The organism is Brevibacillus antibioticus, from assembly GCF_005217615.1.
Lineage (GTDB): Bacteria > Bacillota > Bacilli > Brevibacillales > Brevibacillaceae > Brevibacillus > Brevibacillus antibioticus.
The window spans coordinates 2261398-2287042 of the sequence record NZ_SZNK01000001.1; the positions used below are offsets into that span (position 1 = coordinate 2261398).

At 47.5% G+C, this 25645-nt stretch carries 23 protein-coding genes; 1 reads left to right on the plus strand and 22 read right to left on the minus strand.

Features of this window, described 5'->3' with window-relative positions:
• From E8L90_RS10165 to E8L90_RS10220, 12 genes are all read right to left on the minus strand, one after another.
• Positions 1–951 (minus strand): NAD-dependent epimerase/dehydratase family protein, encoded by a 951-nt coding sequence (locus E8L90_RS10165; RefSeq protein WP_137029288.1) that lies wholly within the window; start codon positions 949–951, stop codon positions 1–3.
• A complete protein-coding gene (locus E8L90_RS10170) occupies positions 948–1751 on the minus strand; it encodes a glycosyltransferase family 2 protein (protein ID WP_137029289.1) in 804 nt (267 codons plus the stop codon). The genes E8L90_RS10165 and E8L90_RS10170 overlap by 4 nt, the downstream gene beginning before the upstream one ends.
• Positions 1748–2794 carry a glucose-1-phosphate thymidylyltransferase gene (locus E8L90_RS10175; protein WP_137029290.1) on the minus strand — a complete coding sequence of 349 codons (1047 nt, stop codon included), beginning with the start codon at positions 2792–2794 and terminating at the stop codon, positions 1748–1750. The genes E8L90_RS10170 and E8L90_RS10175 overlap by 4 nt, the downstream gene beginning before the upstream one ends.
• A gap of 122 nt (positions 2795–2916) precedes the next feature.
• On the minus strand, positions 2917–4089 hold the full coding sequence (locus tag E8L90_RS10180) for a glycosyltransferase family 4 protein (RefSeq protein ID WP_137029291.1): 1173 nt from the start codon (positions 4087–4089) through the stop codon (positions 2917–2919).
• Complete coding sequence (locus E8L90_RS10185; protein ID WP_137029292.1) at positions 4070–4492, minus strand: hypothetical protein; 423 nt, start codon at positions 4490–4492, stop codon at positions 4070–4072. The genes E8L90_RS10180 and E8L90_RS10185 overlap by 20 nt, the downstream gene beginning before the upstream one ends.
• 105 nt (positions 4493–4597) lie before the next feature.
• Positions 4598–5281: a DnaD domain-containing protein gene (locus tag E8L90_RS10190; protein WP_137029293.1), complete on the minus strand. Its 684-nt coding sequence runs from the start codon at positions 5279–5281 to the stop codon at positions 4598–4600.
• Between the two features lie 123 nt (positions 5282–5404).
• Complete coding sequence (asnS, locus tag E8L90_RS10195) at positions 5405–6694, minus strand: asparagine--tRNA ligase (protein WP_137029294.1); 1290 nt, start codon at positions 6692–6694, stop codon at positions 5405–5407.
• 216 nt (positions 6695–6910) lie between these two features.
• Entirely contained in the window at positions 6911–9700 is a 2790-nt protein-coding gene (locus E8L90_RS10200; protein ID WP_137029295.1) for a WIAG-tail domain, read from the minus strand.
• A 179-nt stretch (positions 9701–9879) separates the two neighbouring features.
• A complete protein-coding gene (locus E8L90_RS10205; RefSeq protein WP_137029296.1) occupies positions 9880–11391 on the minus strand; it encodes an AAA family ATPase in 1512 nt (503 codons plus the stop codon).
• On the minus strand, positions 11384–11911 hold the full coding sequence (locus E8L90_RS10210; protein WP_137029297.1) for a hypothetical protein: 528 nt from the start codon (positions 11909–11911) through the stop codon (positions 11384–11386). Before E8L90_RS10210 ends, E8L90_RS10205 begins: the two co-directional genes overlap by 8 nt.
• Positions 11912–12063: 152 nt before the next feature.
• On the minus strand, positions 12064–12543 hold the full coding sequence (locus E8L90_RS10215; RefSeq protein WP_137029298.1) for a cell wall elongation regulator TseB-like domain-containing protein: 480 nt from the start codon (positions 12541–12543) through the stop codon (positions 12064–12066).
• 29 nt (positions 12544–12572) lie between these two features.
• Positions 12573–13277: a hypothetical protein gene (locus tag E8L90_RS10220; protein WP_137029299.1), complete on the minus strand. Its 705-nt coding sequence runs from the start codon at positions 13275–13277 to the stop codon at positions 12573–12575.
• A gap of 133 nt (positions 13278–13410) precedes the next feature.
• On the opposite strand from E8L90_RS10220, the gene E8L90_RS10225 reads away from it, so the two are divergent.
• Entirely contained in the window at positions 13411–13590 is a 180-nt protein-coding gene (locus E8L90_RS10225; protein WP_133257456.1) for a hypothetical protein, read from the plus strand.
• A gap of 63 nt (positions 13591–13653) precedes the next feature.
• On the opposite strand, the gene E8L90_RS10230 is transcribed toward E8L90_RS10225, so the two are convergent.
• The 10 genes from E8L90_RS10230 to E8L90_RS10275 form a co-directional block, all read right to left on the minus strand.
• Positions 13654–14958: an amidohydrolase gene (locus E8L90_RS10230; RefSeq protein WP_007723137.1), complete on the minus strand. Its 1305-nt coding sequence runs from the start codon at positions 14956–14958 to the stop codon at positions 13654–13656.
• Between the two features lie 16 nt (positions 14959–14974).
• Positions 14975–15598 carry a redox-sensing transcriptional repressor Rex gene (locus tag E8L90_RS10235; protein WP_137029300.1) on the minus strand — a complete coding sequence of 208 codons (624 nt, stop codon included), beginning with the start codon at positions 15596–15598 and terminating at the stop codon, positions 14975–14977.
• Positions 15599–15613: 15 nt separating this feature from the next.
• Positions 15614–16519: a ComEC/Rec2 family competence protein gene (locus E8L90_RS10240; protein WP_137029301.1), complete on the minus strand. Its 906-nt coding sequence runs from the start codon at positions 16517–16519 to the stop codon at positions 15614–15616.
• A gap of 41 nt (positions 16520–16560) precedes the next feature.
• Entirely contained in the window at positions 16561–19464 is a 2904-nt protein-coding gene (gene dinG / locus E8L90_RS10245; RefSeq protein ID WP_137029302.1) for an ATP-dependent DNA helicase DinG, read from the minus strand.
• 91 nt (positions 19465–19555) lie between these two features.
• On the minus strand, positions 19556–20965 hold the full coding sequence (locus E8L90_RS10250; protein ID WP_137029303.1) for a tetratricopeptide repeat protein: 1410 nt from the start codon (positions 20963–20965) through the stop codon (positions 19556–19558).
• An 82-nt stretch (positions 20966–21047) separates the two neighbouring features.
• Positions 21048–21431, minus strand: coding sequence for an aspartate 1-decarboxylase (panD, locus tag E8L90_RS10255; RefSeq protein ID WP_007723146.1), 384 nt, complete (start codon positions 21429–21431; stop codon positions 21048–21050).
• Between the two features lie 20 nt (positions 21432–21451).
• The gene (panC, locus tag E8L90_RS10260; RefSeq protein WP_137029304.1) at positions 21452–22318 is read right to left on the minus strand and encodes a pantoate--beta-alanine ligase; all 867 of its coding nucleotides are present in this window, start codon (positions 22316–22318) and stop codon (positions 21452–21454) included.
• The gene (panB, locus tag E8L90_RS10265; RefSeq protein ID WP_137029305.1) at positions 22315–23178 is read right to left on the minus strand and encodes a 3-methyl-2-oxobutanoate hydroxymethyltransferase; all 864 of its coding nucleotides are present in this window, start codon (positions 23176–23178) and stop codon (positions 22315–22317) included. The genes panC and panB overlap by 4 nt, the downstream gene beginning before the upstream one ends.
• A 261-nt stretch (positions 23179–23439) precedes the next feature.
• Positions 23440–24423, minus strand: coding sequence for a biotin--[acetyl-CoA-carboxylase] ligase (locus E8L90_RS10270; RefSeq protein WP_137029306.1), 984 nt, complete (start codon positions 24421–24423; stop codon positions 23440–23442).
• Positions 24413–25636: a CCA tRNA nucleotidyltransferase gene (locus tag E8L90_RS10275; RefSeq protein WP_137029307.1), complete on the minus strand. Its 1224-nt coding sequence runs from the start codon at positions 25634–25636 to the stop codon at positions 24413–24415. Before E8L90_RS10275 ends, E8L90_RS10270 begins: the two co-directional genes overlap by 11 nt.
• Between the last annotated feature and the right edge of the window lie 9 nt (positions 25637–25645).

The window sequence follows — 25645 nt, forward strand, 5'->3', positions numbered from 1 at the left end:
TTACCCCTTCGATTGCGAACGAATCTCTGCTAATTGATGGCGAAGACCCTCTTCTAGCGTCACTTTTGGTTTGTATCCCAAGCGTTGTTGGGCAAATTGGATATCCGCACAGGTTCGTAAGGAGTCACCTGCCGGGCCATTTTGATACGTAATGCGAGGGGTCTGATTCAGTAACGTGCCCATGATGGACAGCACATCGATGAGCTTGATTTCCCGATCTCCACCCACATTAAAAATGTCACCAGGAACAGCATGCTGTGCAGCGAGCAGATTCGCCTCTACCGCGTCTGTCACATACGTAAAGTCTCGTGATTGCTGGCCATCTCCATAGATGATGACCTGCTCTCCTTTCATCATTTGACGAAAGAATCGATGAAAAGCCATATCGGGACGCTGTCTGGGACCGTATACCGTAAAGTAGCGCAGCATGGAAACAGGGAGTCCATAAGCTTTTACATACACCGAGCAGATTTGCTCCATCGCTTCCTTGGTCACACCATAAGGGGAAACTGGGTGAAGAGGCGCATTTTCATTGGTTACTGTCCCTTGCATCGTTCCGTAAACCGAGGAAGAGGACGAGACCACGATGACAGGTGGCTTCGGTCTTTGCAAGCAAGCCTCCAGCAATTCTTGTGTAGCCAAAATATTATGGCTAACATAGTCAGCAAAGGACTTTCCCCAGCTGTTTCTCACGCCCGGCAAGGCAGCGAGATGGAAAACAACATCGACGTTCTCGAGCCAAATGTCCCAACGCCCCGTCTGAAGCGTTGTTGAGTGGAAGGTGAAGGCAGGGTGCTTTCCTATTTCGGCCAGATTACGCAGTTTCGCAGCAACATCGTAGTTATCGATAAACCCGTCTATCCCGATGACTGTCACGCCATCGTTTAACAAGCGCTGCGTCAAATGAGACCCAATAAAACCTGCACAGCCGGTGACAAGAGCTTTCTTCATCGCCTCCGACGCCTCACTTTCTTGAGCCTTCTAATGACTAAATAACCGTTCTTGTAACCATAGATGGCCTTGTACTTCTTGCCCCACCTATTCAGATAATATTTGAATGTTTTTTTTCTTAAATAATTTCGGCGGAACTTCATCTTGCAATCCGTGAGCTGGCCTTTATGCTTCGTCCGGTTGTAAAGGATTTGGTTGATGTATCTCACCCGATACTTCTCAATTAATCGCAAAATGATTCGCCGATCCTCCATAATCCTTCCCTCGTATCGATCCGAGGTATCCCAACCACCCACTTGATGCAGGGCTTCTACGCGATAGCAACGTGGAGAAACCATCCAGCGATTGTACTTTAGAAACTGGTATTTGTTATGAAATGTCTTGTGCTTCACCTTTATCGACTTGATATACTTTCCGCGCCTAACTTTCCAAATGTTCATGTTGCCATAGAACAGAGCTGTGCTTTTCTTGCTTTTGTGAATGTACTTTTTGAGTACGGCCAGCGTTCGTTTCGGTAACCAGTCATCGGAGTCGAGTTGTACAAGATAAGGGGTATCCACCATGGACAATGCCTGATTCATGACTTTTCCGATTCCAGAATTTTGTTCCATTCGATGATACATAATGTTTGGGTGGTACAAATATTTTTCAATTTTACTTTTGGAGTGATCGGTGGACGCATCGTCAATGATCAACAGCTTCCAATCTTTTGAGGTTTGATTCAAGACACTATTGATGGCTCTGCGAATAAACTTGGCGCGATTGTATGTCGGAATAACTACAGTAAAGGTCGGATTCATACGTCCTCCCTCTTGACAGCCGGAATGCAAATGGACGATTTGTCGCTAACAATGAAGACTCCCGTACTGTTAGAAGATTGACCTGTCATCATCGAAGAGCGGCCGAAAACGCTGTTTGTAATCTTCCAAGCAATGTCTTGCAGTGAGCTGTTTTCCAACAAAATACTATTTTCGAGATACGAGCAATTTCTCAAGCTTACGCCATTTTGGATCGAGACGTACGGTCCGATTTGGCAATTTTCAATCACACAATCATCACCGATTCGTACGGGACCCGTAATCTTCGAATTTTTCACAACCGTTCCCTTGCCAATTTGATGTTGATTGCCTAGCTCCCTCGTAAGCATCCACTGGTTGGCCTCCAGCCAGCGATCGATGGTTCCCACATCCGAATATTTCCCGGTGGTGACGGAGTGAGCCAATTTGAATCCGTGATTAATCATCGATTGAATCGCATCCGTTATTTCTAGTTCGCCTCGGGGAGATGGCTCCAGGGTAGCAATCGCCTCAAAAATAGGTGACGTAAACAGGTATGCGCCAATCACTGCCAGGTTGCTCTTTGGCTGACGTGGCTTCTCCTCTACAGAGATTAGTCGTCCTTTTTGTACTTCTGCGATCCCATAATCCTGTGGTCTCTCCACTTTACTTAGCATCACGACACCGTCAGATTTTCCCTTCGTAAACGCTTTTGTAAGCCCGTGAAGCGAATCCATCAATAAATTATCACCTAGTAGCAAGATAAACGGTTCGTCTTGCAAAAACGGACGCGCTAGCTGGACAGCATGGGCAATTCCCAGTCGAACCTCCTGCCTGATAAATGTAATGGTAGCCCCGAATTGACTACCATCGCCCACCATGGGAGGAATCTGTGATTGAGAAGGATGTATCACGATGCCAATGTCCTGAATGCCCACTTCACGCAGTTTGCGAATGCAATAGTGTAAGACCGGATGATTGGCCACAGGGAGGAGGGTTTTCGGTTGCGAATAGGAAAAGGGGTGCAGTCGCGACCCACGTCCAGCACACAAGATTAACCCTTTCACAAGTATCACTCCCCAGTTGTGCTCTGCGATACTTATAAGGTATGCGTATCTGGATAGCTGGACAGGGCAGACGTCCACATTGGCGCAAGAAAAGGCAACCACCTACATCAATTTCACTCGAATTAACCTGTTTTTAAAAGCTGTTGTTTCTCTTCCCTTCGTGTTGGAACTGCTGTTTCAAATACGTTCAGATAGCCTTGCGCAGTTGCATACCAAGAAAAAAACTTTGCTCGTTGCAGAGCCTGTTTGCCCATTTCATTCCGAACGGCTGGTGAACTCCACAACAGTTCCCAGACAGCAGGCAATCCTTTTTCCCAATCTTTTGGCGGGATGATAAAGCCACTTTTCTCGTGGGCAACGACTTCACGAATGCCGCCACGGGGAGTGGAAATGACAGGCTTTCCGGAAGCCATTGCTTCTAAATTGACACGGCAAAACGCTTCTTTCCAAACGGACGGTGTCGCTACGACATCCCCGATTTGGTAGTAAAGCGGCATTTTTGCGGATGGTACGAAATTGACGAAACGCACCTTTTCCCCCAAGGGCTTCGCAAGACGCTTGAGCTCGCGAACATACGGATTCAGGCGATTGCTGCCGTATCCGGTACCGCCCACAATGACGAGTCTGGCTTTTGGATCTTGTTTGCTCACCTGGCGAAAGGCTTTGATCAGCACATGCACCCCTTTTCCGCGCATGAGTCTACCGGCATAAAACAAGACGCGATCATCTTGCTTCAACCCGAGGTCTTGACGCATTTTTTTAATCGCTATCTTTGCAACCTGATAAGGCGTGACATCGACTCCGAGGTGAACCGCATGAATTTTATTTGCCGGAATCTTGCACGTCCGAATAAAATGTTGGCGCAAAAATTCACTATTGGTAATAAAGCCTGCTGCCAGTCGAACGGCACGACGCATATTTTCCTTGCTGATGATCGGCTGTGACCCGTACACGTGAGAGTGCATATTCACAAAGACTGGGAGCTTGGGAAAATGGCGTTTTAATGTGAGAACATAGATCGGTCTGTTTTCCACAAGAATGACATCTGGCTTGTTCTTCTTGATATGGTTAATAATCCGGCGCAAATATGGCTTTGGCCCTTGATACGGTACACGAATGAACTGCCGGTTTTCTTCCACGGATGAGGTTGGATAGGTCGCACATTGACGAGTGTAGATCGTTACGTTATGCATGGGCTCGATCATCTTTGTGACCTCGTCAATATCGTGTTCGACCGAGCTTCCTTTGACCGGTGGCACTGAAAAGGGGCCCGGACTAATAATTGCGATGTTCATTTCGCTCGATCTCCCACTCCTTTTTCAGTGAAAGAACTACTTGATACAAGTACTGCAATTGTTTTGTATGGTTTTCTTCAAGCTTCTCCCATCTTTCTTCCCACGAAGCTAGTGCCTCTTTCAGTTCCATCACTTCTTGCTCAAGCTTGTGAACCTGTTCCACGACTGCTTCGTCTGTCTCTCTCATAATAATTTCAAAGGTAGGCTCTAAGACCAGTTCCTTTGGTTGCTCTGCTGTTGTATTTACGACCAACTCCTGGACGTTTTCCGTTGCTTCCTCTTCCTGTTTTTCATTGGCTTTAACGATTGAAATACGCTGAACTGCCTCATCTACGACATAACTTCCTGAAAACACACCCGGTGTCACCCAATGAGACAGATCCCATTTTTTCCGTTTTTCCACAAGTCATCGCCTCCTGAAGCTTACATCTACGTAATATGTTATGACAGACAAGGAAAATAGGTACGTGTACGGTGACATAGAAAAAACCGCTTGATTTGGATGAAATCAAAGCGGTTGCCCGTGGTCTTTCATATTTGCTTGTCTGCGGAAGTTCAAGCTGTAAAGACGCGCTTGTTCTACAGTTGTTATCTGTTGCTTTTGCCATTCGAGCAAGATCCTGTCGATATAGCGGATGTGGAGCTTGCCGACGGTTGCAGCCTCACGCAAAGCGGTCAAAATCAACTCTTCCTGATAGCCGTCCTGTTCCGTCCACATATGGATGTTCTCCAATTCAAACGGCGCTAGCGGTCGGCCAAATGCCTGCTCAAAACGAGCATAAATGGCAACAGGTTCGGCATCCAGAGAAACGGCCACTTCCATAAAAGGGTCCATGCTTCTCGGGTCTACTTGCTGCTCCCGCCAGGTCTGGTACAGCTTTTTGTACAGCGGGGTCAAGTTGTATTGCTCATGACGCATGCCAGTTTGTGGATCAATAAACTCATCTATCGTAATCCAATCTTCTTTTAATAGCTTTTGAAGAGATTGAATTAATTTCCTGCTCGTCATGGACATGCGTTCCTCAAGCTCAGTTAAGGTCGGGAATCGATTTCCTTCCTGCTGAAAGGATAATAGATGAATCAGTAGCATCATCTCGTCATCAGTCAATGACATACGCTTATACATTTTTAAAAGAAGGTTGGAGACGGATGTTGCACCTTCTTGCAACAATTGCAATATATGGGAGTCCATAACGCATATTCACCTCTGGGTTGGAATAACAAGGGAGTGCGTAAAACGCGCTGTCTAACAATAGGAACACCCTGCTGCCCTCTCGCAACAGGGTGTAGATCGTTCATCGATAAAGGAACTCTCTTATGGATATAGACGATTCAGCATGCGTGGGAATGGAATGGTTTCACGCACGTGATCCAGACCGCAAATCCATGCAATGGTGCGCTCCAGACCCAAACCGAAGCCGGAGTGAGGAACCGTACCATATTTGCGCAGGTCCATATACCAGCGATAAGCCTCTTCCGAAAGCTCATGCTCAGCAAAACGTTTCTCCAAGAGTTCTGGATCATCAATCCGCTGGCTACCCCCGATGATTTCACCGTAGCCCTCCGGCGCGATCATATCCGCGCACAGAACTACTTCCGGACGTTCAGGGTGTGGCTTCATGTAGAAAGCCTTGATTTCAGTAGGATAATGGGTGATGAAAACAGGCTTGTCGAAGTGGTCCGCAATCATCGTCTCATCCGGTGCTCCGAAGTCGTCTCCCCATTTGATCTCGCTACCTTTTTCCTGCAAGAGTTTGATCGCATCATCATAAGAAATGCGAGGGAACGATCCCGTAACATTTTGCAGTTTTGTTGTATCACGCTCCAACGTTTTCAGTTCGCGCACACAGTTTTTCAATACGGATTGTACCACATGAGAAACAAACGCTTCTTGAATACGCAGATTTTCTTCGTGATCCACGAAAGTCATCTCCGGCTCGATCATCCAGAACTCAATCAAGTGACGACGTGTCTTGGATTTCTCGGCGCGGAAAGTTGGACCGAAAGAGTAAACGCGACCTAACGCCATAGCGGCTGCTTCCATATAAAGCTGGCCGGACTGCGAGAGATACGCATCCTCATCAAAATATTTGGTATGGAACAGATTGGTGGTACCTTCCGCAGAGGTCGGTGTCAAAATTGGTGGATCTACTTTTACGAACCCGTTCTCGTGGAAGAACTCATACATGGCGCGAATCACCTCGGAACGTACAGCCATGACTGCACGCTGACGTGGAGAACGCAGCCACAGGTGGCGATGGTCCATAAGGAAGTCAACACCGTGTTCCTTCAAGGAAATCGGATATTCCTGGGCAATCTGAATAATTTCCACACCGGTTACTGTCAGTTCGTAACCGCTTGGAGCACGGTCATCCGCACGAACTACACCAGTTATGTAAAGTGAGCTTTCCTGTGTGAGCTGCAATGCATTCTCCCACACTTCTTCCGCTACTTCTGCTTTTACTACTACACCTTGGATGAAGCCGGATCCGTCGCGGAGCTGCAAAAATTGAATCTTGCCGCTGCTGCGTTTGTTGTATAACCAGCATCCTAGGCGTACTTCTTGTCCAACATGCTGCCCGATTCGGGCAATCGTCGTCAACATTGAATGATTCCCTCCATTTACCATGCCACGCAAATACAGACTAAGTATACCAAACAATTATACTATTGGGGGCCTGCAAATTCAATGAAAGTCTCCCTGTATAATGTTAACCATAAAATAATTATGTAAACAAATTTGCATTTGGGAGACCTGATCTCAACATCGGCCTCCCTGCTTCTGAATCATCCACTCGCCCCATTGCTGTTTCCTACCGAATTATTTATCGATCTCGATATCGCTATCGTATTCTTCACTACTTTCATAATCTTGTTCGAAATCACTTTCATCCGTGTCTTGATCCTCCATGTCATCCTCGTCCGTGTACTCATCTTCCATGTCTTCATCTTCCACGTATTCATCACCCGAATCTTCGTCTTCCTCTTCCTCATCTTCCACGTCTTCATCATCCGTATCCTCGTCTTCCATGTCCTCATCTTCCACGTATTCATCATCCGTATCCTCATCATCATTTATGTCTTCCTCTTCAAAGTCGTGCTCTTCCTCGACTTCTTCTGCCTCCGGTTGTTCCCTCTCTGTTGACCATTCCAACATTTCGTGTGGGACATCCACTCCTTTTACTCCAATCCCGATCCAGTGAATGACACCAGTTGCTTCCTGCCCCTCTTGATTGCGAAATACCGTGATGATTGCGGAAGTCCTTTTCGTGTATTTGAGCGCCGTATAAATCCCCGGTTGATTTGTCATCGCCACCATACAATAATGTGTATCCGCATAAGGCTGTGGCAATCGAACGGTCACATCTGTAGACTTGCTTGAAGCAGAAAGTCGGAAGGGGACGAAACCGAATTGTTGCAAGGTTACTCCTATATGATTATGCGTCTCAATGACCGGAAAGGATAATTTCTCAGCATCAATGGACTGATTCGCAATGTGATGCGTAGTGACCGCTTTGGACGCAATTTTAGAACCGGTCACGGAATCCTCTGCCAGTTTTTCCTGCGTAATGATCCGGTTTTGCAGATGCTGTTCGGTTATGCTCTTGCTAACAAGATGATTTCCTTTGAGCGTCCCTTCCTTAATATGAGTTCCATCCAAGCTGCCTTTTATGACATGAGCACCATGAACGGAATGGCTATCCAGCTTGCTCGCATCAATGCTTTGATCCGCTATTTTCTCTCGAGTGACACTGCCGTCCTGTATTTTATCCTTGGAAATGGAGTTACCCTGGAGATGGTCCGCTTGAATGATGTGACTGTTGAGATGTGTAGATGAAATTGCTTTTTCCGCTATCTTTTCCCCCGTGACGGCTGATCTGCCCAGATGACGTGTCTTGATCGCATCTTTGGCTATTTTGGGCGCTGTGATGACAGCATCTCCAAGCTTGCTTGTCGTAATGCTTAGATCTGAAATTTTATCTGTGGAAACAGATTCCGGAGCCAATTTTGAGGTGGTCACCAAATGGTCATGCAGATGCTGGGTCTGGATGATGTACTCGCGTAGATGATTGCCCCCAATGATTCTGTCAGTCAAATGCTGTTCTTCTACAGATCTTCTTGCCAGCTTTTCTGAGCGAATGGTCCCGTCAATCAGATGTCGTGAACTTACGCTCTCATCGAGCAAGTGTTGCTCTCCTACACTCCTGTTCGCCAATTTGTCGGTAGTGATAGCCTTATCAGCTATCTTGGCTGAAGTAATTTGTTGGTCCCCAATTTTTTTAGCCGTCAGCAATCCGTCTTGCAAGTGACTTGACAGGACACTGCCAGCTTGTAAATGTGTACTGCCGATTGATTCTTTGGCGAGCTTTTCTGCCGTGACACTGTTGTTGTCCAAATGCTCAGTCAATATCGCATATGGCCCCACTTTATCACTGGTCACCGCTTCTGGATGTATATGCTGGCTATAAATGGCCTGAAATGCAATGTGATGATCCGTGATGCAGCCAGCACTAATGTTACTGCCATCGATTAGCTCTTCCGTGAGATGATGATGGTAAATAGAGCCTTCACGAATATGTTGAGACTCAATTGCATCTTCATCTATCTTCGTCGAAGTTACTGCTCCGTCGCGTACTTTATCACCTGTGACAGCTCCATCCTCAAGCTTCACTGTGTTGATCACATAATTGGCGAGATTACTTGTTTGAATGGTCCCCATCTTTATTTTTTCTGAGGTAATCGATTGATCCTGGATCAACTCATTCGTGATAGCTTGCTCCTGAATATGCTTGCTCTGGATCGAGTGGTCGGCAAATTTCATCGAGTCGATGGTTTTATCGGCTAACTTCTCGGAAGTAATGCTATGATTGATCAATTTTTGCGCGGAAATCGAATAATCCTGCAAATGCTCGCCGCTTACGATTCCCTGCCCCAGATGATCCCTCTGTACCGCATGCGGTGCGAGTTTGGTGGTCGTTACGCTCTTGTCCGCGAGTTTACTGCTGTCCACGGCATAATCCTTTAAAATCGAATTATCCACGGCGCCTTGCTTAATCTTGGACGCGTCAATGGCACGGTTCGCAATTTTTTCTGTTGTCACCGATTGGTCTGTCAAGTCGTCTGTATAGACAAAAGATTGGACACGATCATCATTTCGGTCTTTGATGACCTTCGAATAAAAGTTCGGATTGGTAGGTGAGCTTTGTTTGGGGGATGCATTTTGTTTGGAAGATACGTTCTGTTTCGAAGATACGTTTTGTTTGGAAGATGTATCCTGCTTGGAAGTTGTATCCTGTTTGGAAGTTGTATCTTGTCTGGAAGTTGAATCCTGTCTGGAAGTTAAATCCTGTCTTGAAAACGAGTCCTGCTTGGAGGATAGGTCCTGCTTGGGTACTTTGGGAATCGGTTGTTGTTGCTCTTTCGATGTGGCAGCAGGGATGGGCGGTATTCTGTGACTGCTCTCCAAATGACTTTCAAGCAGATTTAATTCGAGGTCTTCCATCCACTCCCGATCGGGTGATGATGTATATGAGAGCGGTAACTCGTGCATGGTCTGCCTAAAGGTTTTGCTCAGACCTTTGTTTGCTTTTCGCCGGTTCACATTGGCCATAGGGTCTCCTTGCCTCCTGATTTCATTCCCGTATCACTTTTGTAGGATATTCATCCATTTCCCTATTTGGCACCGTGTCTACAAAATTGTTTCATCCTTATTGGCCTAAGCTGCCAGCAAACGCAAGAAGAACCTGCTTCGCCAACTCTTTCATTGGCTAGCAGGTTCTTTTTCTTCATCTATACGGCAACTTCTTCTTTCGTTTGTAACAAAAGCGTCCTGAACTCATCACCTTGCAGAACTTCCGCTTCCAACAATGTATACAAGCCCGTTTGGAATACAGAGTCATACTGTCTCAAAAGATTGCGAGTTTCTACGAGCAATCCTTCCAGCAGACGCTCAACCTCGTCATGAATCCGATTCTTATCCACGTACTGCAAATGTACAATCCCCAACTCGGACATACCGCTTTGTACAATTTCCTGTGCCATTCCCAACGCTTGCTCGAAGTCATTCTTCGATCCAGTACTACGCCCACCGTAGTAGATTTCCTCCGCTACAGCTCCCCCTAGGCTAACCATGATTTGCTTCTCCATCGCTTCCTTGGTATACAGATAGCGGTCTTCCATTGGATTTTGTCGTACGTATCCTAATGCTTTGCCACGTGGACTCAGCGTGACCTGCGAAACAGAGCCTGGTCGCACGCTCTCACTGACAATGGCATGTCCCAATTCATGGAGAGCAACGCGCTTCTTCTCTTCCTCTGATGCTTGACGGTCTACCTTTTCTCCGAGCATGACCTTGTCTACGGCATAGCCAAAATGCTTCGCAGTGATCTTATCCTGACGGTCGCGCATGGCGTAAATAGCTGCTTCATTCGCTACACTTTCCAGCTGCGCGCCAGAGAATCCGAATGTCTCCTGTGCCACTTTATCCAGTGTGACGTCCTCGCCTAGCGGTTTATTGGCCGTATGAATGGTCAAAATCTGCTCGCGCGCTGGCTTGTCTGGAAGATCAACGCTAATATGACGGTCAAAACGACCAGGACGCAATAGCGCTGCGTCGAGCATGTCCTTCCGGTTCGTAGCTGCCATGACTAAAATCCTCGGCTTGTCGGTCGTAGCTACACCATCCATCTCCGTCAACAGTTGATTCAGGGTTTGATCGTATTCACGCTGCTGTTGACCGTCCCTTTTTCCACCGACGACATCGATCTCATCGATAAAAATAATCGCGCTGTCTTGCCCATTTTTCTCTGCTAATGCCTTGGCTTCTTGAAACAATTCACGGACGCGTTGTGCACCAACACCGACGTACATCTCGACAAACTGCGAACCTGACGCCGCAACAAAGGCAGAATTTGTATAGTTCGCTGCCGCTTTCGCCATCAGTGTCTTACCCGTACCAGGAGGACCTGTCAATAGAACACCTTTTATCGGGCGAATTCCGTACTGCTCAATTTTGTCCTTATACACGAGAAAATCAAGCGATTCCTTCAGTTCTTTTTTGGCGCGTTCCTGTCCACCGATATCGGCAAACTGCACGTCCGATTTCGGCAACTCATGCTTGTTTGCTTTTCTTTTCCCACCGAGGGCGACATTCCCGCCTTGTCCATTTTGCTGACGGATGACCAGAAAGTAAATCGCTCCCAGTACGGCTCCGAACACCACGAATGGCGTAATGTTTACGCCTAGAAAAACAAGAAAAACCAACAGGGCAGGTACGATGCCGATCAGTACTTCCTTACGCACGTGCCGTCACCTCTTTTTCAATCGAACGGGGGATGATGGTGTAAAAATCCTCCGTTCCTTTTTTCAAGTAAACATAAATGTTCTTGTCATCCATCAATGCAGATGCTTTGTCCAGCTGATTCCCCTTCTTCCATTGCTCCACGAGAGCTGGAATGCGGCTATATTCATGCAACTCCACAGCTTCTGTAAACACAAATTGACCACTCTGCCAAATATCGTTCATCGCTGTCGACTGATTGTCGATATCAATGACCACTTCTTTTTCGCCTGCGATCTTTTGTGTTTCCGTTAGCAGATTGCGATATTCTGCTGGAAATGCGTCTGGTTTTGTAACAGTTACATCTATTTGAATTTTATCTTTGCTGATATCCAAATTACCCAATGTGGCGGACTGCATTTGTCCAATTTCTGCACGGATCGGCTCCTCGATCTCCATCTTTTGATACAAGAACCATCCTCCGAACAGGAGTGCCAAGGTTGCCACCAAAGATAATCCAATCGCGCTCTTTTTCAACTGCACGGCTACTCCCCCCATAAATATCGTTCTCGTTTTCTCTCTCTGCAACATCCACAGTATATCACATGAGTATATCAATTTCTTATACAGATGTTGGATGCAATGCCAAACAGGCCTTCTCCCATCAGGAAAAGGCCTGTCGTTATGCTAGCGTCTTAGGTTGGTGCGAGCACGTATGAGGTTAACAGAGCGCCAGTGAATAGATCATAATGAATGTAGTGAAAACGACCGTCTTTGTCTTTGACAGTGACTTCCCAAAATTTCTTATCGTTTTCGAGACCAGGGACTAAATGAGTGATCTCCGATTGCGGGAAGGACTTGTAAACCGCCTCTTCTACATTCTTTTTCGGAACAGCAAGATCCATTCGATCGAAGCTAACCTTCTGATCGCTCATCCAAGCTACAACTTGTGTCCCGGCCTTGTTTTTCCCAATGACGACAGCGTAGCTCTCCTTGCCTCGATATTCATCAATGGATTCAATCTCCGTGATCGTCGTTCGACCCTGGACCCACTGACGAACGGTCTCCTCAAATTGATTACGCGCTCCTGCTACAGAAGCCGTCAGGTGATAGGCGAACCCAGCTCCCGTAAGTAAAATGACGGCAACGATTGATAGGATAATTCGTACTAACACAGCAAAGTAACTCCTTTACGTGGCTGACATTACAATCGGAATCGAAGCTGGTCTCTCTTCACTCCAACTGCCGTTTGTATTTGCAAATCCAGCTCCAGTTGACGAAGCTGCCCCGTAGTTGACTCGTACCATAGTTGGTAATTGACTTTCATTCCGTTCGTTACGTTCGAAGTCAAATCGTGAAGAGGGAAGGATGGACCTAGCCACATCGATAGTAGCGAAGAGACTTGCTCAGGTGGGACCACTATCCGATATCCACTCCATCCTTGCCCTGTAGTATCTTCGAGGCGTTGTGGACTAACCGATTGCAAAACTCCCTTGAGTAATACTGCGTGCTCATACGGGGTGAACATCGCATACGGCAGTGCAGCATGATCCTGTATCTGACCATCCATTCGCAGCGATACTGGCTGCCCATCTTTTCTGGCTATTTCGAGCTGGTGGCCACCGATTTCTCCTACGAGCTGAAATTGCTCATTTTGATATCGCCCATGCAAGGTCTGATTCTGCATGTATACCAGAAATGAACGTGCCTCGTCCTTCGTGATCTGCTCCAAAAGCTCCGCTACCATCGTCGCCGTCTTCTCTGTCCCTGCTGTTTGTTTGACCGCAGAAGCTGTATCTATGCTGCCTGTATTGGCAGATCGACTTACTGTCCCCAATACAATCCCGAGAAGAAATAGACCGAGTAGGATAGGAATGAGCCACCACAGCATTCTAGGCCGGATGTACATGTCGTCCCCCCTGTCCCGTTTTTGTCTTTAGCCTATGCTATACGGGAAGGTTTTAGAACGACACGGAAAACTTGCTAATCATAGCTTAAGGTTGGGCGGTCATACTACACATACACCCCGAGGAGGTGAGCGCGTGACATCTTCGCAACAAACCACATCTCCTGACATACTTGGGTTTCTGTTACAGGAATACCGCGTCTCCTGGGCAGGATTGTCGTCTCCCTTGCGTCAATGGTCGCACACACCCACTCTTCATTTTCGCCATCATCTCCTGACAAAAGCTGTGGCAAAAATGAACAACGGAACGTCGTAGTATCCAATTCCCCTACCTACACCTACACTGCCTTACTCCTGTCCCCCACCTGACAGGAGCCTTTTACCGTTTTAACGTTTGGAATACGCGGTTCGCTTCGTAAATCGCGCGCTCCTCATCGATGGTTAACAACTTATGATTACGCATCAAGAATTTACCCGCTACAATCGTATCTTTCACATCTCGTCCATTTGCAGCGTACACCACGTGTGAAATCGGTTGGTGTGCTGGGTGGAAATGGGCTTGATGGCTATCCAGTACGATCAAGTCAGCTTGCTTGCCTACTTCAATGCTTCCGAGTGTTTCCTCTTGGAATACCCCTTCTGCACCATAACGAGTAGCCATGCGAAGGGCTTCCTCTGCTGGAACCGCTACTGGATCGTTGTTTACACCTTTGTGCAGAATCGCAGCGAGTTTCAATTCCTCAAACAAATTCAAATTGTTGTTGCTTGCCGAGCTGTCAGTACCCAATGATACGCTTACGCCTTTTGCCAACATTTTCGGAACTGGCGCAACACCACTAGCCAGCTTCAGGTTGCTCACTACATTATGAGAAACTCTCACGTTGTATTTTGCCAAAATGTCGATTTCTTCATCCGTTAGGTGAACAGCGTGCGCGACGAGTGTTGGGCGATTGAACATGCCCAGCTTTTCCAAATGAGCGACTGGGCGCAGTCCGTAGTCCTTCTCGTTTTGACCGACTTCCCAAGCGGTTTCAGACATATGGATATGAAGCGGCAAGGACAACTCATCGGCTTTTTCGATAATTTGGGTAATAAATTCTGGCGAGCAGGTGTACGGCGCATGCGGTGCCATCATGACGGTAATACGCCCGTCTGCCTGATTGTGCCATTCTTTTGCAAAAAGAGTCGCGTCTTTCAGCTTTGTTTGACGTTCTTCTTCGGAACACAAACCGATCATCCCTCGGCAAAGGCGGGCACGCATTCCAGCTGCATCGACTTCCTTCGCCACAACATCCATATGATCATACATATCCACAAATGTTGTGGTTCCCGTACGAATCATTTCAATAAGCGACAGTTGAGTACCCCATTTTACGGTATCTCCCGTGAATTGCGCCTCTAATGGCCACATTTTGTCTTCCAGCCATTGTTGCAGCGGCAAATCATCTGCATAACCGCGTAGGAGGGACATACCAGCATGTCCATGCGTGTTGATTAAACCTGGCAGTATGTAATCACCTTTTTGATCGATGACTTCATCGTATCCCGCTTCCGACAGGTCCTCAGGAGTTGGGCCCACATACGTAATCTTGTTGCCTTCGAATGCTACGGCACCATCGTAAATAACTTCATTCGTATCGTTAACGGTAATGACTGTTGCGTGAATGAGGATCGTCTTTTTCATAGTATACACTCCATTCTTACGTCAAATAGTAGGCCAAGCTTTGCAGGTTGGACGTCACATCGGCATAGTGAATGCGAACATCTTTTCCTGCGCGAATCGTCGTAGGGGCAAAATTCAAGATCCCCCTGATACCCGCTTGAGTCAACTGATCACATACGGATTGCGCTGCAGGTGCCGGTACCGTGATAATCGCCAACTTGATTTGCTTGTTTACGATCGTTTCCTCCAGCTCTGATAAAGGCTGAATCGGTATACCTGCGACTTTTTTGCCCTGCTTCTCTTGATTATTGTCAAAGATGGCCGCAATCCGCATGTTATCTTTCAAATAAGCGTTGTAGTTACTAATGGCATGGCCCAAATGCCCAGCTCCGACCAAAGCGACACGGATTTCGTCCGTTAGCTTTAGAATTTCACGTATTTTTTCCACCAGATAATCGACATCATAGCCGATTCCCTTTTTTCCAAAATCACCAAAAGCTGCAAGGTCTTTTCTGATTTGGGCAGGATTCACATCGAGATTCTTGCCCATCTGTTGGGAGGAAACGGTAGTCACCTCAACTTGCTGCAAATAACTGAGGTAACGCAGATAAATCGGCAAACGACGGACGACCGCTTCGGAAATCTTTTCGTGTTTTGCCACGTTCGGTCTTCCCCCCTAATTCTTTTGCTTCAAAATCCGATATTCTTTTCCATTCGATAAAATAGTAATGGAACCGTCGTGGCTGGTAACGTATGTCTCGGCCCATGACTCACCCAGGCGCTCCATGACTTCCGTCTGCCCCTCTTTCATTTGATCCCGCGATCGGCCTGTCTGAATGATGGCGACCTGTGGATCAACCTGCGTCAGAAACGGTTGCGAAGAGCCTTGATTGCTCCCTTGACCGGCTACCTTTAGCACTTCCGCCTTCAATCTGTCATTTTGCCGTTCCAACAGTCGCTCTTCTGCTTTTTCATTCACGGCACTCATAAATAAATATCGCAGTTGACCATGCGTCAATCGAAAGACGAGAGAATTATTTTGGGGCGATAAAAATAACGGTTCATCCGGAAGCAAAACTTCCATGGAGATTTCTTGGTCAAGAGTGAGTACTTGTCCTTTCTCTGCTTCCATCTGCTTTTGGTTGGAGCGAAGCAGCACGCCATGGCGAATGGATGGTGCGATCAGCTTGGGCAAAATGACGGCATCTACAAGCACTTGCTGGCTCAATGAAGCGTATCCTCCCATATGCTCAGGCTGGTCGTTCGTCAACACCACATAATCGAGCCGTGTGATTTTGAGCTCTGCCAAGCGCGCTGAAAGAACGGGCCAGTCTTCTGCCGTACCCGTATCAATCAGCATCGTTTTGCCACCTGGCATTCTCAAAAGCGTACTCTCGCCTTGTGGAAGTGCCAGGTAGGTGATAATGAGACCCGAAAATTCCTGTTCTGTCTCCGTTTCAAACGGGTCATCTATCTTCACTGCTGCTTCTCGCAAATACAAATGGCTATCAATCGAGCATGCGCAAAGGAAAATCGTACTAAGAACTACCATCCACCAACGCCACGCTTTTTTCCATAACATTTATTTTATCACCTTAATCCCTATGAGACTATTGCTTCATTTTATGAATCTGACAGGGATTGCATACTAAGGAATGGCTCTATGCGCTCTCGAAGCGTTGGCCATGGATCGCTCTCGATTTGAAATGGCGGCAAAGATTGAAGGAATGAGCGTCCATATCTCGCCTCAACCACACGCGTGTCGAGAACGATCACGACCCCTCGATCCAAGTGATGACGAATTAACCGCCCCACCCCTTGCTTAAATTGCAGAACGGCTTGTGGAAGAGACAACGACATAAAGGCGTTTTTTCCTTCTGCCTTTAAAAGCTCTGCCCTTCCTTGATACACAGGGTGATTCGGCGGAGCAAACGGTAGGCGAACAATGACTAAACTGCTCAGCCATTCCCCCTGGATATCGACACCTTCCCAGAAGCTGCTCGTCCCAAGCAGAACACTTCTCTCCATGCTTCGGAACAGTCGCACTAGCTTGCTCCGATTGTTGCTATCAATCCCGTGGCCGAATAACGTATATGGTTCTGGAGCCTCCGCCAGTCGTTCCTTCATCGCTTGGTAAACAAGTCGAAGCATCGAATGGGAGGTAAACAGAATCAGCGTCCTTCCTTTCGAAGCCAGTACAACATCCACGCATCCTTGGATGACCGCCTCCAAATAAGTGTGGTCACTCTCTTTGCCTGGCGCGGGGAAATCTGATGGAATCAACAGCAGCCCCTGCTCTTCATAATGAAACGGCGATGGCAGTGACAAGGTCCGCACTCGTTCCTCGGGCAGTTGGTCAAGACCAAACTGGCTTTTGATATAGGAGAAGCTGTTTTTGACCGTCAGAGTGGCTGATGTCAAAATCAGACTCCGCTTTTGCGCGAAAAGCGGTTCTGCTAGTGAGTCGGCAACCTTCAAGAGTGCTGCTGACAAATGAACCTGCTTCCGAGCTGTACGGGACTCCACTTCCATCCAATACACATACTCGACATCCTGCTCAAGTAAAAAGAAGTGAAGCAGCTCTACGGCGTTTTGCCAGTCTTTGATGAGACCGAATAAATCTGTCAGTAGACTGCGTAACGAAAAAGGAGGCTTTTCCGCTTCCGGAGTCGTTCGCAATAGCTGCTCGATGCCCGCTGCGTATGCGGTCATCCCTTCAATCAGCTTTTTAGTTACTTTGCGTATCTTCTCGTGTTTGCCTACAAACGATTCGATCCGATAACGTACCGTCTCACGTCCAGCGTCCGTCGTCTCCTCCGCACGATCTGATGCCCATGCATACAAGAGCTGTGTCCATTGCTGCGCTTTCTCTCGCAAGGCAGCGGACTGTTTTCTCAGCTCCAAAAGCTTTGCAGCTACATCTTCTTGTACCGTAGGCATCCAACTTTGCAGCTCTTCTGCAAAGCGAGCAATAGCCCCACTCTCTTCAACCGATGCACGATCGAACAAGAAAAGAAGCTGCGTGGTTGAAAACTGCTTGCCTAAATGCTGTGTCGCCGCGTCCTCCAAATGATGGGCCTCATCGACGATGGCAACTTCATAAGAAGGAAGAATTCTGTTTTCCGATTGCAAGTCGCTGATGAAAAGGGCGTGATTGACGATGAGTACATCGACATCGCGAGCCCGTTCCTTCGCCTGAAAATAGTAGCAGCGACTAAACCACGGACAAGCTCGATTCAAGCAAGAGCTCGTATCACTTTTTACTTGTTGCCACAGCAGTTGACCACTTGGAGGCATGCTCAGTTCTTCCACGTCACCGGTAACGGTTTGCGTGAGCCACGTCAGCATCTGTCCTTTGACCAAGCGCATTTCTTGGCTGCTTCCTTCTACAGGCTCGTCCACGGCTTGTTCAAATTTACGCAAGCATAAGTAGTTTCCTCTGCCTTTTAGTGTCGAAGCTGTAAAGGAAAACGGCAGAGACTCCTGCAAGGTAGCAATTTCCTTATGGAATAACTGTTCCTGCAATTGAATGGTATTGGTACTGACCACCAGCTGCTGCTGATTGTGATGGGCCCAAATGATCCCCGGCAAGAGATAGGCTAATGATTTTCCCGTACCTGTTCCTGCCTCTACCAATAAATGGGCACCATCCTCCATTGCCTCATAGACGGCATGCATCATCGCTTCCTGAGCATCCCGACGTTGATACCCTGACATTTTCGCCTGCATGTGCCCGTTGTCGCCCAAAACATCCTCGAGCTGGTCGGCAAACGCTTTGGTCATTGTCGCGTCGATATGAGGACGCTTCAGCGACGCTGTTAATTTTTCTTCGCGCTTCCGTAGAGCCAACTGGCGATAAATATCCCACATGTCTGAGGAATCCGTTTCTGTTGGCGTTCCATCCAGCTCTGGCAGCTCTATGAGCTTTTCCATCTCAATCTGACGTAAAAGAACCTCGATATCAGAGCGAAACGAAGAGACGAGCATCTGCAGGCGCTGGATTGTCACGAGCGGCAATCTCTTTAAAATATCCAGCAAGTGGAGAAATAGCTGCGCCGTGGCAAGTGCATCGCTATCTGCTTGATGGGGATTATCGTGCTCGATTTCCAGCTCAGACGCCAGTTCTCCGAGCCTGTAGCTATTTTGCATCGGCAAAAGAACGCGGGATAGCTCCACTGTATCCAACACGTAGCCGTCAAACGCATAATAGCCCTGGCTCAGCAGGGCTTCTTGTAAAAATTGGAGATCAAAGCTCGCATTATGTGCAACAAAAGCTCGTCCGTCCAATAAACGCAAGAAATCTGGAAACACTTCTTCCAGGGAAGGAGCATCTGCAACCATCTCATTGGTAATCCCTGTTAATTGGGTAATAAACGGTGGAATATCCTGGCCTGGATGAATCAGGGTGGAAAAACTCTCGGTAATCTGCCCGTCATCGATTGCGACAGCACCAATCTGAATGATACTGTCACCTTGGCGTGGATGGCTTCCTGTCGTCTCAAAATCTACAACTAGTAATCGATTCAAACGTTGTCACCTCGTAACCTGGGCGGAAACATTTCATCCGCACCCATTCACATTCGGCAACGATGGGAAATATTCCTGCTCTCCTATACATTTAAGGCTGCACGAGCTCAGTTTTCATTTCTGATTGACCGAGCTTGCTTGCACACAATTGCAGATAGATGGGGATTTCCCAAAACTGTTCTGCGAATGGCAATGCCCGTTGTAAATATTGTTCAGCTAGGCGCCAATTTTCTTCCACGACCGCGATTCTTCCCAGATGAAAATATCCTAACGAACGTACATATGGCTCAGTGTCTTCCAGGAAATACTTTGCCAACCGTTTTGCTTCTTGTGTATCCCCCAGCTTTTCGTATGCGGAAATCATTCCTGATTGTCCGAGGCGATTGTCTCGGTTTTTCTCCAGCATGATCCGAAACGCTTTGATCGCTTCTTCTACTCTTCCGTCAAACAACAGCATCCAGCCATAACTAAAAAGAAAGTCGTCATTTTCAGGTGCAAGACTGATCGCTTTTTTGACAAGCGTCAATGCGCGCTTCGTACCAGCAATGAGCCAGGTATTCCAGGCTAAGCCATGCCACGTCCACCCTTCTTTTGGGGAACGCTCCGTCAGAAAGTGATAGCAAATCTGTGCCCGGTGGTAATTGCCCACTGTTTCGTATAAAGAGGCCATTTCCTGAAGAGTATCGCTGTCCAAATCACGTGTCGGTAGCTGCAAGCCTTTCGGCGGGCTCCATTCCACCGTCTCATCCATCGTATGCAGTAATTTGGCAGCACGCAGCCATAGCATCTGCGCTTCCCAATCGTGCTCGTTTTTTTCTAGATACGGTTCCAATTCGTCCAATGCTTCCTGAGCATCACCATCTCTTAAATAACATAAGGCGAGATTGTACTTGGCTTCTTCCTGTTCTGGCTTGATCTCGAGAGATGTCTTAAAAGCTTGCGCCGCCTCTAGCCATTGCTCCTCTTCAGCCAGAATGCAACCGATGGCATTGAAGCTGATGGCCACAACAGTAGGTGAGCTTGCTGTCCTGCCGAGAAGACGGAATTCCCGAAAGGCTAAATCATTCTCCTCACACAAAAGGAGACTGTAGGCGTAGTACAGACGTCCACTTTCCCAGTCTGGCGATTTTTGTACTAATTCTGCAAAACACTTTTTCGCGTCTTGGAACATGCGCAAATGATAAAAGCCTTCCCCACGACGAAAAATCGGCTCGTATGGATTTGTTTCAATGGCCTTTGGTGATTTTTTATTCACCTTCGACGGATCCGTCTTTTTCTCTTCCGCTGGAAGCTGTCCTTCCATTTCTTTGATGTTACGAATCGCATTCGATAATTTTTCTTCGAATTGCAGCCACAGGTCAACCACTGTATCACTTACTTGGCGCAATTGAAACAATTGTTCCGCGAGCTGAAGACGTTCTTGTTCAGAAGCCCCCTGCCACTTCTCTTCAATTTTTTGCGCTTTGTTACGAAGCGTATGAAACCAGTCCTCGATTTTCACAAGAAAAGCCACCCCCTATGAGGCATGAGTACTTTCATTGTCTCACAAGGCAGGTGGCTCTATGCAGGAACAGGCAGATCGCTTACAGAATCGTCGCGTGTACTTCTTCAGCAATCAATTCTTTGATCTGATTTTTTTCATCCATAATGGCGACACGTGGCTTGTAGGTTCTTGCCTCTTCATCCGTCATCATCGCATAGGCAATAATAATGACGATATCGCCCTCTTGTACGAGACGTGCTGCTGCTCCGTTCAAGCAAATGACGCCACTGCCTGGAGCACCTTCGATGACGTATGTTTCCAAACGTGCTCCGTTGTTGTTGTTGACGATTTGTACTTTTTCATTTGGCAAAATATCCAGTGCATCCAACAAATTTTTGTCGATGGTAATACTGCCAACATAGTTCAAGTTTGCTTCAGTTACCGTTGCACGATGGATTTTTGCTTTCATCATAGTGCGAAACACGAAAAATTCCTCCCTTATCTCTACTTGATGGATGTAATCGTATTGTCGATCAGACGTGTTTTTCCAAAACGAGCAGCGAGTGCGATAATGATCGTCTGCCCTGCCTTTTCCTGCTCGACGGGTGTGAGCGCTGGATAGCTCAAAATTTCCACATAATCAATATCAGCCAGCGGCTTTTCTGAAATCATTTGCGTTATGCGATCTTTGATTTCAGATAGAGCCATGCCCTGTCCCAACCATTCTTCTGCTTGCTTGAGGCTCTGTGATAGCATGAGTGCTTGTGCTCGCTCATCCGCTGACAAGTAGACATTCCGAGAGCTCAGAGCAAGCCCATCTGCTTCGCGGACAATCGGGCATGGAACGATCTGTACTGGCATCGACAAGTCGTGAACCATTTGCGTCACAACAGCTACCTGCTGGGCATCCTTTTGTCCAAAAAAAGCGTAATCGGGCTGGACAATTTGAAACAATTTATTGACGACGGTCGACACGCCATCAAAATGACCCGGACGAGAAGCTCCGCACAATGGAGTCGTCACATTTGCCACTGAAATGTTGGTCAGAATTGGCTTCGGATACATCTCGCTGACTTCCGGGGTAAACAGGAGGTCCACACCCGCTTCTTCCGCCATTTTACTATCCCGTTCGATATCACGCGGATAGCGCTCAAAGTCCTCATTCGGGCCAAATTGCAGCGGGTTTACGAAAATGCTCATTACGACCAAATCGCATACTTCACGGGCAGCTTTTACCAAGCTGAGATGACCTTCATGCAAAAACCCCATGGTCGGTACCATTCCGATCGTTTTGCCTTGCCGACGTGCTTCTTTTATATGAACGCGCATCTCTTCGATGGTGGAGACTTGCTGCATCATTGTTTGTATCATGACTGCTTCACTCCTTCCCCGTACAATTCCTTAATGGTTTCTTCAGAGGCATGGAAGACATGCTCTGGTCCTGGGAAGCTTCTTGCTTCGACTTCTTTGTTATAGATCTCAACTGCTTCACGGATGGTTTCACCGATGTTTGCGTAACGCTTTACGAATTTCGGTGTGATGTCCGATGCGTAGCCGACCATATCATGGAACACCAGCACTTGCCCATCACAAGTCGCACCCGCTCCGATTCCGATCACAGCGATGTCCAGCTTGTCTGCAATCATGCCTGCGACCTCTTCCGGAACACATTCCAAAACAATAGCGAATGCACCCGCTTCTTGAATCGCAAGGGCTTCGTCCAACAATTTTTTGGCTGCCTCCAGATCTCTTCCTTGTACTTTGTAACCGCCTAATTGATGTACCGATTGCGGAGTAAGCCCAATATGTCCAACGACAGGGATGCCTGCTTGTACACAGCGTGTAATGATTGGAGCCAGTTCACGGCCCCCTTCCATTTTGACCGCCTTGGCCAGCCCTTCTTGCATTAGTCTGCCCGCGTTTTTCACTGCTTCCTCAACTGTTCCGTGATAGCTGAGAAAAGGCAGATCTGCCACGACAAATGCACGCTTGGCCCCTCTCGTTACTGCTTTCGTATGGTGTAGCATATCCTCCATCGTAACTGGGATGGTGGAGTCATAACCGAGTACGACCATTCCTAATGAATCACCGACCAGAATCATATCAACGCCTGCTTCATCCACTAATTTGGCTGACGGATAGTCATAGGCGGTCACCATGGTAATCGGGGTTCGCGTTTCTTTTTTCTTGCGGATACTTGAAGTCGTAATAGGTCTGTCGGTTTGTGCCATTGTTCATTTCTCCTCTTTCGCATCAAGCCCGTGGATCGTGTGAGGAATAAAAAAACCTTCTCGCGTCAATCGGGAGAAGGTTGTCCATGTCAAAAAGACATTTTGCGTCCAACGGATTCCTTCTGTCTCGGTCCACACAGGCTCTGAGCAGATTTTTGTCCTTACACGTATTGCTTTAAGATTACACGATAGATACAAAAATACTCCAGGAGTACCGTTCACGAGGTGATACAGCCTCCAAATTGGAGTATAGCAAATGATTTAATCATTTGCACGATAATTGACATCAGCCGAATAAACTTTGTGAATCTGTCCCGTCTGATCCTCGACCTTGAGTACGCCTTCCTCATCCAAGCCAACGGCACGACCTTCCAGCTGCTGTGAAATCGTCTGGAGGGTCACCCATTTGCCAATGGTGTACGAATGATTCTCCCACTCTTGTTTTATGCGCGCGAAGCCAGCCTGCAAATAATGGTCGTACTCTTCTTCAAAAATTTGGCAGAGTCGCTGAATAAACGAAACTCGCTTGAGTGGCTCACCAGATTCAATTCGAAGCGAAGTCACAATCTGTGCCAGTTCAGATGGGAAATCAGACTCGAGGCTGTTGGCATTGAGCCCTATTCCGATGACTAAATAATTGACGCGATCAGATTCAGCATTGAGTTCTGTCAAAATGCCGCATACTTTTTTGTCACCGATAAAAATATCGTTCGGCCATTTGATTTTGACAGGCAACCCAGTCTCTTCCCGGATTGTTTTCGCTACAGCAACCGCCGTTAGCAACGTCATTTGAGGTGTCTTCGGTAACGGAATCGCAGGACGGATGATCAAGCTCATCCAGATCCCCGTTCCTTTCGGAGAATGCCAGGGGCGACCTAGTCTGCCTTTTCCACCTGTTTGCAGCTCTGCCAGCACGATCGTACCTTCTACTGCCCCTTTTGCAGCAGCCTCGTGTGCGAGGGGTTGTGTAGATACTACCTCATCGTAAGCGATAACATTTTGTCCGATCCGATCCGTTTCCAGACCAGCCATAATTTCTGCTGCTGACAAGCGATCAGGGGCAGCCAGCAGACGATACCCCGATTTTCGCACCGCCTCCACCTCGTAACCATCTCGGCGAAGCTCTTCGATATGTTTCCAAACCGCCGTCCTAGAGCAACCGCATGTTTGGCTTAATTCTTCACCAGAGATGAAACTATCGGGCTGGTCACGGAATGCTTGAAGGATGACTTGCTTAATGTTCATCTTGTGCAACCTCTTTCTTTGCAACTTCGACGAGTGCTTCTGGTGTATTTGGTAAACCGTGCAGAGCCGTTTGTCTAAGCAATGTTTCCAAGACGCGGACAATCCACTCGCCTGGCTTTTTCTGAACGGCTACTTGCAGGTCAAGCCCCGTAATTGCCAAATCCTTGATGGTTTTGACAGGCATATTTTCGTATTGATCGAGGAGATCTTGCAACGAAAACGATTGCCTCTCCTCCCACCAGCACGCTTGCAATAATAGAAAGAACTCGTTGCACGTGTCCCAGCCGACTTCAAGCAGCAGTGGTCCCCACTCAATCGCTTGAGGAACGTCCCATTGTGGCTGCAATCGCGTCAGAAGTTCAACCAACCCAAAAATTGCTTCTGTTTCACGTTTGGACATTTTGAGGAATTGGCATACTTCTCGCGATTGTGCAGGTGAATAATTCGCCGCAAACAGTAGCAACGACCATTTTTTCGTCACGGTTTGCAAATGACGGAGCCGCCAAGCATGCTCATGTGAGAGGATAAACAGTTTTTCTATCTCAGGGGCATACGCCATGAGCCCCGTTTCATTCAACAACTGACACCCTACCTCTGGGGCTTTGCTGTCGAGCGTTTTATTCAGCTCTTCCCGGATGCGTTCCACAGCAATATGAGCTAACAAAGGTGCAGTCTGTTTCATAGCAAGCATGGTCTGGTCTTCTATAGCAAAACCTAACTGGGAAGCAAATCGCACACCTCGTAAAAGCCGAAGGGCATCCTCCTGAAATCTCTCTAGTGGGATGCCTACAGCCCGAACCAGGCGATACTCCATATCCTCTCGTCCACCGAATGGGTCGTGCAAAACTTGATGACGATCCATCGCCATTGCGTTCATCGTAAAATCACGTCGCTCCAGATCGAGCCGAAGTTCTGAAACGAATTGAACCTCAGCGGGTCGACGGTAATCTTCATATTTTCCTTCCGTCCGAAACGTGGTTACTTCAAACATCTGCCCCTCGATTTTTACAGATACAGTACCGTGTTTCAGACCAGTCGGGACATGATCGGGAAACAATCGGATGACGTCGCCGGGATGGGCATTCGTACATATATCTATATCATGAACAGGTCGTTGTAAAAGCCAATCGCGGACGCAACCACCCACGTAGTAAGCTTCAAAGCCGTGTTCCTCCAATCTGTCGAGAACACGCTTTGCCAATTCTATCGCCAATCCAATCCC